Raw genomic sequence first — 12057 nt, forward strand, 5'->3', positions numbered from 1 at the left:
AAATGATCTTTGAAAACTAAATAGAACAACAATTGTACAATCCTGTAACAATTTCAAATTGAGTACAGAATAATATACAAAAAAATATAATAGTCAGAATCAAAACAGTAATTTAAAATGAGAGTTTGATCCTGGCTCAGGATAAACGCTGGCGGCATGCCTAATACATGCAAGTCGAACGGAGGTGCTTGCACCTCAGTGGCGAACGGGTGAGTAACACGTATCTAATCTACCTTCTAGCGGGGGATAACTTTTGGAAACGAAAGGTAATACCGCATGTGGATGTTATTATCGCATGAGAAAACATTCAAAGATCCGTTTGGATCACTAGAAGATGAGGATGCGGCGTATTAGCTAGTAGGCGGGGTAAAGGCCCACCTAGGCGATGATACGTAGCCGAACTGAGAGGTTGATCGGCCACATTGGGACTGAGATACGGCCCAGACTCCTACGGGAGGCAGCAGTAGGGAATTTTTCACAATGGACGAAAGTCTGATGAAGCAATGCCGCGTGAGTGATGACGGCCTTCGGGTTGTAAAGCTCTGTTGTAAGGGAAGAAAACATAGGAGAGGAAATGCTCTTATCTTGACGGTACCTTACCAGAAAGCCACGGCTAACTATGTGCCAGCAGCCGCGGTAATACATAGGTGGCAAGCGTTATCCGGATTTATTGGGCGTATAGGGTGCGTAGGCGGTTTCGCAAGTTTGAGGTTAAAGCCCGGAGCTCAACTCCGGTTCGCCTTGAAAACTGCGGGACTAGAATATCAGAGAGGTAAGCGGAATTCCATGTGTAGCGGTAAAATGCGTAGATATATGGAAGAACACCAGTGGCGAAAGCGGCTTACTGGCTGATTATTGACGCTGAGGCACGAAAGCGTGGGGAGCAAATAGGATTAGATACCCTAGTAGTCCACGCCGTAAACGTTGAGTACTAAGTATTGGGGATTACCTCAGTGCTGCAGCTAACGCATTAAGTACTCCGCCTGAGTAGTATGCTCGCAAGAGTGAAACTCAAAGGAATTGACGGGGACCCGCACAAGTGGTGGAGCATGTGGTTTAATTCGAAGCAACACGAAGAACCTTACCAGGGCTTGACATACAGTGCAAAGCTACAGAGATGTAGTGGAGGTTAACATTGATACAGGTGGTGCATGGTTGTCGTCAGTTCGTGCCGTGAGGTGTTGGGTTAAGTCCCGCAACGAACGCAACCCTTGTCGTTAGTTACTAACATTAAGTTGAGGACTCTAACGAGACTGCTAGTGTAAGCTAGAGGAAGGTGGGGATGACGTCAAATCATCATGCCCCTTATGTCCTGGGCTACACACGTGCTACAATGGCCGATACAAAGAGTCGCAATCTCGCGAGGGGGAGCTAATCTCAAAAAGTCGGTCTCAGTTCGGATTGAAGTCTGCAACTCGACTTCATGAAGCCGGAATCACTAGTAATCGCGAATCAGCTATGTCGCGGTGAATACGTTCTCGGGTCTTGTACACACCGCCCGTCAAACCACGAGAGTTGGTAATACCAGAAGTACGTTTCCTAACCGTAAGGAAGGCGCGTCCCAAGGTAGGACTAGCGATTGGGGTTAAGTCGTAACAAGGTATCCGTACGGGAACGTGCGGATGGATCACCTCCTTTCTATGGAGATAAAAACAAAACAGATTGACTATTATATGTTCTATTTAGTTTTCAGGGATTATTTAAATATAATCTCTGAAAGAGAATTGTTCTTTGAAAACTGAATATTAGATGAAAAGCATTGTAAAAGATTAAAATAAATCAACAATTTTTAACAAATAAAAATAAATTTTACTGAATCAATTATCAATTGCTTTAAGATTTTTTCTAAAAAATAGTAAGGGCACATGGTGAATGCCTTGGAAAATGGAGCCGAAGAAGGACGTGATTACCTGCGAAAAGCATCGGGGAGCTGGAAGTGAGCTTTGATCCGGTGATATCCGAATGGGGAAACCCAATACGATTAATCTCGTATTATCCATAAGTGAATACATAGCTTATGAGAAGGGAACCTTGGGAACTGAAACATCTTAGTACCAAGAGGAAAAGAAAATAAATAATGATTCTGTTAGTAGCGGCGAGCGAACGCGGAAGAGGCCAAACCAGTCTACGGGCTGGGGTTGTAGGACATCTTTTTAGAGTTACAAAATCAACATATAGTAGAAGTTACTGGGAAGTAACGGCATAGAGGGTGATACCCCCGTATACGAAATGTGTTGATCTCTTAGATGGATCCTGAGTACGGCGAAACACGTGAAATTTTGTCGGAATCCGCCGAGACCACTCGGCAAGCCTAAATACTCCCATTTTACCGATAGTGAACCAGTACCGTGAGGGAAAGGTGAAAAGTACCCCGAGAGGGGAGTGAAATAGTTCCTGAAACCATGTGCTTACAAGAAGATAGAGCCCGTTAATGGGTGATATCGTGCTTTTTGTAGAAAGAGCCGGCGAGTTAATGTATCGTGCGAGGTTAAGCAGAATATGCGGAGCCGTAGTGAAAGCGAGCCTTAATAGGGCGTTTAGTACGTTGCATTAGACACGAAACCGGGTGATCTAGCCATGAGCAGGTTGAAGTTTGGGTAAAACCAAATGGAGGACCGAACCGACGTTCGTTGAAATGACCGCGGATGACTTGTGGCTAGCGGTGAAATTCCAATCGAACCCGGAGATAGCTAGTTCTCCCCGAAATATATTTAAGTATAGCGTCGAGGTTTACCACAATGGAGGTAGAGCACTGAATCTATGATGGCCCCACCTAGGGGTACTGAATAGAATTAAACTCCGAATGCCATTGTCGGATACTCGGCAGTCAGAACATGGGTGATAAGGTCCATGCTCGAGAGGGAAACAGCCCAGATCGTCAGCTAAGGTCCCTAAATTTAGGTTAAGTGTGTAAGGATGTGGAATTGCACAGACAGCTAGGATGTTGGCTTAGAAGCAGCCACCATTTAAAGAGTGCGTAACAGCTCACTAGTCGAGTGATTCTGCGCCGAAAATGTACCGGGGCTAAACCTAATACCGAAGCTACGGATTGTATTTTTTAATACAGTGATAGGGGAGCGTTCTAATTGTGATGAAGTCAGACTGTGAGGACTGGTGGAACGATTAGAAGTGATTATGCCGGCATGAGTAACGATTGAATGTGAGAATCATTCATACCGTTTGACCAAGGTTTCCTGGGCAAGGTTCGTCCACCCAGGGTTAGTCAGGACCTAAGGCGAGGCCGAAAGGCGTAGTCGATGGACAACAGGTTGATATTCCTGTACCTGCTAGTTAGTGATGGAGTGACGGAGAAAGGTAGTGTATCCCAGGTGATGGATGTCCTGGGTTAAGCACAAAGGCGGCAACATAGGCAAATCCGTGTTGTATTAAACGCTGAAGTGTTATGAGGAGTGAACGGTTCGCCTAGTAACGAAGTACATGACCCTACGCTTCCAAGAAAAGCTTCTAACTTAATAACTAGTAGCCTGTACCTATAACGAACACACGTGGTCAAGGAGAAAATCCTAAGGTAAGCGAGATAACTGTAGCTAAGGAACTCTGCAAAATAACTCCGTAACTTCGGAAGAAGGAGTGCTCAACGCAAGTTGAGCCGCAGTGAAGAGGGAGGGGCAACTGTTTAGCAAAAACACAGCTCTCTGCTAAGTCGCAAGACGAAGTATAGGGGGTGACGCCTGCCCAGTGCCGGAAGGTTAAGAGGAGAAGTCAGCGCAAGCGAAGCTTCGAATTGAAGCCCCGGTGAACGGCGGCCGTAACTATAACGGTCCTAAGGTAGCGAAATTCCTTGTCAGGTAAGTTCTGACCCGCACGAAAGGCGTAATGATCCCTTCGCTGTCTCGGCTGCAGACTCGGTGAAATTTTAGTACCGGTGAAGATGCCGGTTACCCGCAACTAGACGGAAAGACCCCGTGGAGCTTTACTATAACTTGATATTGAAATTTGGTATAACGTGTAGAGGATAGGTGGGAGACTTTGAAGCTGGACCGCTAGGGCCAGTGGAGTCAACCTTGGAATACCACCCTCGTTATATTGGATTTCTAACTTCGACCCGTTATCCGGGTTAAGGACAGTGTCTGGTGGGTAGTTTGACTGGGGCGGTCGCCTCCTAAAATGTAACGGAGGCGCTCAAAGTTACACTCAGCATGGTTGGAAATCATGCATAGAGCGCAAAAGTATAAGTGTGATTGACTGTGAGACTTACAAGTCGAACAGGTACGAAAGTAGGATTTAGTGATCCGGCGGTCCCGTGTGGAAGGGCCGTCGCTCAACGGATAAAAGTTACCCCGGGGATAACAGGCTGATCTCCCCCAAGAGTTCACATCGACGGGGAGGTTTGGCACCTCGATGTCGGCTCATCGCATCCTGGAGCTGTAGTCGGTTCCAAGGGTTGGGCTGTTCGCCCATTAAAGCGGTACGCGAGCTGGGTTCAGAACGTCGTGAGACAGTTTGGTCCCTATCTGTTGTGGGCGTAGGAAAATTGAAGAGAGCTGTTCCTAGTACGAGAGGACCGGAATGGACACACCTCTGGTGCTCCTGTTGTCACGCCAGTGGCACAGCAGGGTAGCTATGTGTGGAACGGATAATCGCTGAAGGCATCTAAGCGAGAAGCCTCCTTTAAGATGAATTTTCCCATTTCTTTAGAATGTAAGATCCCTTATAGACTATGAGGTTGATAGGATGGATGTGTAAGTGTCGCGAGGCATTAAGCTAACCATTACTAATAGATCGAGAGAATTTTAGAAAAATGAAGCAATTGAGTATGTAATCATCTAATATCCAGTTTTCAGAGAACAATTTAAAAAAAGATCTGGTGGTCATAGCGTAGAGGTCACACCTGTTCCCATACCGAACACAGAAGTTAAGCTCTACAGCGTCGACGATATTGCATTGTGAGAAAATAGAACGCTGCCAGTTTATGAAAGAACCTGAAAAGGTTCTTTTTTATATTTAATTATTGATTTTATTGTTTTATAAGAGTAACATCTTTCCTAAATAGAAAAAGGTGGAAAAATGGGGAAGGTTTATAAAACAAACAAAATAGGTATTTTATTTTTTACAATATTATCTTTTATATCGGCTTTGGGTTTAGTTTTCAGTGGTTATGTTATAAGTTTTATTGTAAACACTGCAGTTGATGTTATTAATGGAGAAACTGAAAAAACAAGCAGATTATTTATTTTAATTATAATTTGTGCAATATCATTTTCAATATGTATATTTTTTGGTTATTTTCAAAAACAAGTGAAAAATAAAATAATTAAAGATTTTAATTTACTTTTAAGACAAAGAATTTCAAATAAAATAATTAATTTAGATTTAAACGATTTAAATAATAAAAATAATGGAGATTTTATCAGTTGATATACAAATGACATAAATCAAATAGAAGCTAAAAATTTTGAAAGCACATTTGATTTTATTGATACATTTTTAACAGCAATTTTGTCAATTATAGCAATTTTTATTTTAAATTGAATAGTTGGTTTAGCTACAATATTTGCATTATTACTTTTAATGATAATTCCTAGTTTATTACAAAAATCAATGGTTAAAACTATTAATAAAGTTTCTACAAAACAAGAAGAATTCTCAGCTAAAGTTGAAAATACAATATCTGGATATAAAGAGCTTCTTTATAACAATAAAACTGAACTTTTTAAAAAAATGATTAATGAAAAAAGTTTGGATTTAGAAAATTATAAGCAAAAGAATAAAACATTAGAAAATTTACAAATGACAGGAATAAATTTTATAAGTATTTTTTGTCAAATCGGATTGTTGTTACTAACTGTTATTTTAGCAACTTATAAATTAGGAAGTATAGGTATGGTTTTTGCAGTCCCTCAATTAGCAGGTAACTTTTTAGTAAATGCAAGAACAGCATTAGGTTCATTATTTGGTACTTTAGGAAGCAGAGAATTATTTTCAAAGTTTGATTATGATCATAAAGATTTTAATGATTTAAAATTAGAAAACTTCAAATCATTAATAGTTAAAGATTTAGAACTAAAAATAAATGATGTGACTTTATATAAAGGATTGAATATAGAAATCAATAAAGGTGATAAATATTTAATTCATGGTAGAAGTGGAGTTGGTAAAAGTACGCTTATAAAAATTCTTTTCGGAACTTTTAATGGTTATAGCGGTGAAATACTTTGAAATAATAAAATTAATTTTAACACAATAGAAAGTAATGCACTTTGAGATAAGATTTATTATGTACAACAAGATACAACTATCTTTGATGCATCTTTTAAAGAAAATATTACATTGTTTGATGATAAAATATCTGATAGTCAAATCCAAAAAGTTATAAGCCTTGTAAATCTAAATGAACTAGTTTTAAAAAATAATAATTCTTTAACGTTTAGTTGTAAAGAACTGTCAAAAGGTGAAATACAAAGAATTTCGGTTGCTAGAGCTTTATTATCAAATAAAAAAATTATTTTTTTAGATGAACCAACAGCAAGCTTAGATAAACAAAATGCAGAATTAATTGAAGAACTTATTTTGAAAAATCCTGATTTAACAGTTTTATTTATTTCACATACATCAAATATAAAAAATAAATTATTTAATGGGACAATTCATATAAAATAATCAATTTAAATTTTATTTATCATTCTTATTTAAATTATTTGATAAAATATCTTAAATACATAAGGAGTTAATATGAAAAAAATTATAGCATTTAGTGATTGTGATGGAACTTTATTATTTGATGATTACAAGTTTTCTGATTACACAATTAACACAGTTAAAAATATTTATGAAAATGGAAGTTACTTAATTCCAGTTACAGCCAGAACTTTAAAAAACTTAAAAAACATAGCAAAACAATTAAAAATTGATGAGCTTGGAGGTATTATTGCTGGTAATAATGGAGCTCAAATTTTTGATTTTAAAACTGGAAAATATATACTAAATAAAACAGTAGACAAAAACATTATTAATGAAGTATTTGATTTATATTACACAGAAGCTGATGAAGAAAAAGAATGCAAAGTTAATTTTGCTTCTGAAGAAATTGTATATTCATTTGGTGAATCAGAAAACACTAAAAAATGAGCAGAAATTATGGAGCAACAATTTAAAGTTATTTCAAAATCAAATGAAATTGTAGAAGATATCGTAAGTATTTCTATAATAACTAAAAAAGGAACAGATTTAGATACTTATTTACATCATTTTAATAAAATAAAATCAAAATATGGAAATGACTACAGAATTGATAATTATCATAACAGAGTAATAAGCATTGCCCCAAAAGATATTGATAAAGGATATGCTGTTGAAATAATTAATAAATATTTAGACAATACAGGTCAATATGAAACTTATGGTTTTGGAGATAGTTACAATGATTTTCCTTTAATAGCAGCAGTTGATTATGGAATAGCTATGGAAAATGCATTAGATGAATTAAAAGAAACAGCCTATGATATTACTGAATACCCAAATTATCAAGACGGTGTAGCAAGATACATTAATGACAAAATTTTTAAAAAATAAAAATTTAAAAACATTTTAATTGTAATAAATAAGAAAAAAGAATAGTAAATTTTAATGACTAAAATTATAATACTTAGCTCCTTATTTTTATCCTGTTTTTTAAATAGCGGATGAATCATATATCTTAGAAATACTTATTTTGTAAAAAATAGGTATTTTTATTTATAATAGAACTATAGAGAATTTAAGAGGAAAAAATATGTACGCTTTTGATTATGAAGATATTCAACTTATACCAAACATGTGTGTTGTAAATTCAAGGAGTGAATGTAACACTTCTGTAACACTAGGGAAACATACTTTTAAAATGCCTGTTGTTCCCGCAAATATGGCAACAGTTATAAATGAAGAATTGTCTGTTATGTTAGCAGAAAAAAATTATTTTTATGTAATGCATAGATTTGATTTTGATGCTGTTTCATTTATAAAAAAAATGAAAGAAAAGAAATTAGTATCATCAATTAGTGTTGGTGTTAAAGAACAAGATTTTAAATTGATTAATGAATTAACTGAATTAAACTTAATACCAGATTATATAACTATTGATATTGCTCATGGACATGCAAATAGTGTAAAAGAAATGATCGAACACATTAGAAATAAAATGGGAGATCAAACTTTTATTATTGCTGGTAATGTTGCAACTCCACAAGCAGTAAGAGATTTAGAAAACTGAGGAGCAGATGCAACAAAAGTTGGTGTAGGTCCAGGTAAAGTTTGCATCACTAAATTAAAAACAGGTTTTGGAACAGGTGGATGACAACTTGGAGCAATTAAATGATGTAGTAAAGCTGCAACAAAGCCAATCATTGCAGATGGTGGTTTAAGAGTTAATGGTGATATTGCTAAATCAATTAGATTTGGAGCAACAATGTGCATGATAGGAAGTTTATTTGCGGCTCATGAAGAATCACCAGGAAAAAATGTGACAGTTGATAATGTTTTATTTAAAGAGTATTATGGAAGTGCAAGTGAATATAACAAAGGTGAAAAAAGATACGTAGAAGGGAAAAAAGAACTTATTAAAGTACGTGGAAAATTAATGGACACTTACAAAGAAATGGAAGAAGATTTACAATCATCTATTTCATATGCAGGTGGTAAAACATTAAAAGCTATTAAAAAAGTAGACTACGTAATTTTAAAAACAAGTAACTTTTAATTTTGAAAATGAATAATTTAACAAATAGTGAAAGATTAAATGAAAATATAAAAGTAATTACAAAACAAAAATTAAGTATTAAAGAAATAGCAACTATATTTGATGTTTCTGAACAAACAATTAGATTTTATGATTCAAAAGGTTTATTGCCATTTTTTGAAAGAGAAAATAATAATTACAGATATACAACAGTTGAAAATTTGCAATGATTTAAAATGGTTTTCTTGCTAAGATCAGCTGGAATGGAAATCAAGAATATAAAAGAATATATAAATTTATGTATGGAAGGTGATTCAACCGTTCCTCAAAGACTAAAGATAATCCAAGATCAAAAGAAAGAATTAGTTTCAAAAATTAAAGGCTTACAATCTGAACTTGAATTGCTAACAAGTAAAGAAAAACACTACAAAAAAATACTTGAAGAAAATATATTGGATGAATGAAATCCAGTTAATTTTGAAGAAATTATACAAAAAAAATTAAAATAACATTTTTTGCTTGCCTTATAGTTACTATAATGTTTTACAATCAATTTATAATCATATAAAGGAGATTTTAAAATGAAAAATAAAGTATGATTCGTAACAGGAGCTGGACAAGGGATTGGATTAGTAGTTACAAAAGAATTATTAAAAAAAGGACATAAAGTTATTGCGACAAGCCGTAATAAAGATAAAATCGAAGAAGCAATTGGAATTAATGAAAATTTATTAGCATTATCAGTAGATATTAAAGATCTAAAAGCTGTTGAAAAAGCAGTTGAATCAGGAGTTGAAAAATTTGGAGGAATTGATGTATTGTTAAACAATGCAGGTTATTCACAAATGTGAACTTTTGAAGAAACTGATATGGAAGATGTAAAAGGTAACATTGAAACTAATTTAATTGGTACTTTAAATGTGACACATGCAGTTATACCAGTAATGCGTAAACAAAAACATGGACATATTTACATTACATCATCAGCTTGAGGATATGGTACTGTTCCTTACAACAGTGTTTATGCTGTAGTTAAATTTGGATTGGATGGATTCGCAGAATCAATGAGCCATGAATTAAAAACTGTAGGAATTAGTATTTCAAGTATTAAACCTGGTGGAGTAAGGTCAAACTTCTTAACTTCAGATTCTTTACAAACAGGAAAATCTACAATTGAAGAATATGCAGCAGGTAGAGACGAATGAGTTAACACAGTTAAATCATGAAATGGTTACCAAGATGGAAACCCTCAAAAATATGCAGAATTTATTATCGGTTTAACAGAAAAAGATTCTGTTCCACCAATGCACATATTTGCAGGTAGAGATTCATATGAAATTGCTAAAAACAAAATTGCAGCAGTTCAAAAAGATATGGATACTTTAGAAGCACAAGCAACAAACTTACATTTTGAAAATTAATTAAGGAAATATAAAAATGAAAAACAAAGTATGATTTATTACTGGAGCAAGCCAAGGGTTTGGTTTAGGAATAACAAAAAAACTTTTAGAGCAAGGACATCAAGTTGCAGCTACAACTAGAAATCCCCAAAAACTAGTTGATGAATTAGGCGCAAATAAAAATTTACTTGCTTTAAAAGTAGATCTTTCAAATCAAAAAGAAATAGATGATGCAGTAGCAAAAACTGTATCAGCATTCGGGTCAATTGACATTTTATTAAATAATGCCGGTTATGGTCAATTATGAACTTTTGAAGAATCAACAGATAAACAAATAAGAGAATGTTTCGAAGTAAATTTCTTTGGAACAATTAATGTAACTCGTTCAGTTTTACCAGTAATGCGTAAACAAAAATATGGACATATATTTACAACTTCATCAATATGAGGATATGTAGGTGTTCCTTATAATAGTACTTATGCAGCTGTTAAGTTTGCTACTGATGGTTGAACTGAATCAATCAGTCATGAATTAAAACCATTAGGTATAACAGTTTCATGCATCAAACCAGGAGGATTTAGAACAAACTTCTTAAGTTCAGGTTCTTTAATTACTGGTGAAGAAACAATTTCAGACTATAAATCAGGAAGAGATGAATGATTTACTAACTTAGCTTCTTTTGATAAGCAACAAGATGGAGATCCTGAAAGATATTGTGATTTTATAATCGACATTACTAAAGGTGATAAAGTACCTCCAGTTCACATTTTCACAGGAAGAGATTCTTATGAATATGCTGAAAATAAAATAAAACAAATCAAAGAAGATATGGAAATTCTTAAAACTGAAGCAACTGATTTACATGTAAGATAAAACTAACCAACTATGTTGGTTTTTTTATTATTTATTTCCACATTTATTGCAAAAAGATAAAGCAATAAAAAAGGATGTTTAGTATAATTAGTAGGTATTCTTATTTTATGAAAGAAGGGGTAATATGAAAAGAATTGGAGTTTTAACTTCAGGAGGAGATGCACCTGGAATGAATAATGCCATTGCTGGAGTTGTTAAAGCAGCTGAAGCACAAGGTATTGAAGTTTATGGTGTAAGAGATGGATATAAAGGTTTAATTAATGGTTGATTTGAAAAATTAGATTCTAAATTTGCTTTAGAAATTATTTCAAAAGGTGGGACTGTTTTAGGTTCAGCTAGATTACCAGAATTCAAAGAAGAAAGTGTAAGACAAAAAGCAGTTGATCAATTAAAAGCACATGACATTGAAGCATTAGTTGTTATTGGTGGAGATGGAAGCTACATGGGAGCTCAAAGATTAACTGAAATGGGAATAAACTGTATTGGTTTACCAGGAACAATCGATAATGATATTGTTTCAAGCGATTACACAATTGGATTTGATACAGCATTAAATACAGTTATTGAATCAGTTGAAAAAGTGCGTGATACTATGCAATCACACAATCGTGCTGCCGTAATTGAAGTTATGGGAAATGGTTGTGGAGATTTAGTTACTTATGCAGCTATTGCAACTCAAGCAGAAATATTTTCACCAAGTGAAAGTAAACTAACTGTTGAACAAATATGTGAACAAGCTAAAAAATTTGCAGAAGCAAACCACAGAAGTTTAATAATATTAATTAGTGAAAAACAACTTGATGCTAATGAATTGGCAAAAAAAGTTGAAGAAGCAAGTGGTTATGTAACTAGAGCAACAATTTTAGGACATGTTCAAAGAGGTGGACGCCCATCAGGTATGGATCGCTATTTAGCTTTTACAGCAGCAATTTATGCAGTTGAAAAATTAATTGAAGGTAAAGGTGGACTTTACATTGGTCTAAGTGAAAACAAACTTGTTGCAAGAGATATCGAGTCAACATTGAATATGCCAAAGCCAGATAAGACAGAATTTATCGAAAAAATAAGATTATTGAACGCAAAGATATCAAAATAGGAAAAAATAATTT

The 12057-nt window shown here is 34.7% G+C and carries 7 protein-coding genes and 3 rRNA genes; all 10 read left to right on the plus strand.

All coding sequences use genetic code 4. From position 1 onward, the window contains the following. Positions 1-113 precede the first annotated feature (113 nt). The 10 genes from T314_RS0101930 to pfkA all read left to right on the plus strand — a co-directional run bounded on the left by T314_RS0101930 (position 114) and on the right by pfkA (position 12044). Positions 114-1638 (plus strand): 16S ribosomal RNA (locus tag T314_RS0101930). Between the two features lie 207 nt (positions 1639-1845). Next, positions 1846-4760, plus strand: a 23S ribosomal RNA gene (locus T314_RS0101935). Positions 4761-4824: 64 nt separating this feature from the next. After that, positions 4825-4932, plus strand: a 5S ribosomal RNA gene (gene rrf, locus T314_RS0101940). The 16S, 23S and 5S rRNA genes sit together here, the layout of an rRNA operon. A 96-nt stretch (positions 4933-5028) precedes the next feature. Next, on the plus strand, positions 5029-6621 hold the full coding sequence (locus T314_RS0101945) for an ATP-binding cassette domain-containing protein (RefSeq protein ID WP_029511946.1): 1593 nt from the start codon (positions 5029-5031) through the stop codon (positions 6619-6621). A gap of 72 nt (positions 6622-6693) precedes the next feature. Then, entirely contained in the window at positions 6694-7533 is an 840-nt protein-coding gene (locus T314_RS0101950; protein WP_029511947.1) for an HAD family hydrolase, read from the plus strand. Positions 7534-7732: 199 nt separating this feature from the next. Next, positions 7733-8695 (plus strand): GMP reductase, encoded by a 963-nt coding sequence (locus T314_RS0101955; protein WP_029511948.1) that lies wholly within the window; start codon positions 7733-7735, stop codon positions 8693-8695. Between the two features lie 8 nt (positions 8696-8703). Further along, on the plus strand, positions 8704-9183 hold the full coding sequence (locus tag T314_RS03890) for a MerR family transcriptional regulator (protein ID WP_084322462.1): 480 nt from the start codon (positions 8704-8706) through the stop codon (positions 9181-9183). Between the two features lie 72 nt (positions 9184-9255). Then, positions 9256-10095 (plus strand): SDR family oxidoreductase, encoded by an 840-nt coding sequence (locus T314_RS0101965; protein ID WP_036237513.1) that lies wholly within the window; start codon positions 9256-9258, stop codon positions 10093-10095. 16 nt (positions 10096-10111) lie between these two features. Then, positions 10112-10948 (plus strand): SDR family oxidoreductase, encoded by an 837-nt coding sequence (locus T314_RS0101970; RefSeq protein ID WP_029511951.1) that lies wholly within the window; start codon positions 10112-10114, stop codon positions 10946-10948. Positions 10949-11072: 124 nt separating this feature from the next. Then, positions 11073-12044: a 6-phosphofructokinase gene (pfkA, locus tag T314_RS0101975; RefSeq protein WP_011183071.1), complete on the plus strand. Its 972-nt coding sequence runs from the start codon at positions 11073-11075 to the stop codon at positions 12042-12044. The last annotated feature ends 13 nt before the right edge of the window (positions 12045-12057 follow it).

Origin of the sequence: Mesoplasma grammopterae ATCC 49580 (genome assembly GCF_000701525.1) — a bacterium.
Taxonomy (GTDB): domain Bacteria; phylum Bacillota_I; class Bacilli_A; order Mycoplasmatales; family Mycoplasmataceae; genus Mesoplasma; species Mesoplasma grammopterae.